This window comes from Streptomyces doebereineriae, assembly GCF_031845645.1.
In the GTDB taxonomy this organism is placed as follows: domain Bacteria; phylum Actinomycetota; class Actinomycetes; order Streptomycetales; family Streptomycetaceae; genus Streptomyces; species Streptomyces canus.
This window is the reverse complement of sequence record NZ_JAVREZ010000395.1, coordinates 1-432: the sequence shown is the minus strand read 5'-3', so window position 1 is coordinate 432 and position 432 is coordinate 1. Positions and strand designations below refer to the sequence as shown.

Below are 432 nucleotides of genomic sequence, written 5' to 3'. Positions count from 1 at the left end.
CTCGTGAAGTCTCACGCCTGGCAGGAGGTGCCCCGGTCGAAGGTGGAGCGGTTCGCCTCCATCGCCCTGGCCGAGGCGCCGGAGATCGCGCAGAAGATCCTCACCGAGATCCGGCAGGACTACCCCTACCTCCAGCTCGTCGAGGACGAGTCCGGCGAGCCGATGGCGCTCGTCGGCATCCGCCGCGCCATCGAGGGCTTCGTACGCCACCTCGCCTCCGGCGCCGCCGACCCCCGGGTGCCGCCGGAGGTCTTCCAGGAGTTCGGCCGGGGCGAGGGACTGCACGGCCGCAGCCTCGACTCGCTCCAGGCCGTCTACCGGCTCGGGGTCCGGCTCACCTGGCGCAGGTTCGCCGAGATCGGCCAGCAGGTCGACATCGCCGCCCCCGCCATGTATGAGCTCGCCGAATCGGGATTCGAGTATCTGGACGGG

1 pseudogene is annotated in these 432 nt (G+C 70.8%); it reads left to right on the top strand.

Annotated features, from left to right (window positions below):
- Positions 1-3 precede the first annotated feature (3 nt).
- Positions 4-432, top strand: a pseudogene (locus RNB18_RS52475) (PucR family transcriptional regulator); the annotation flags it as partial.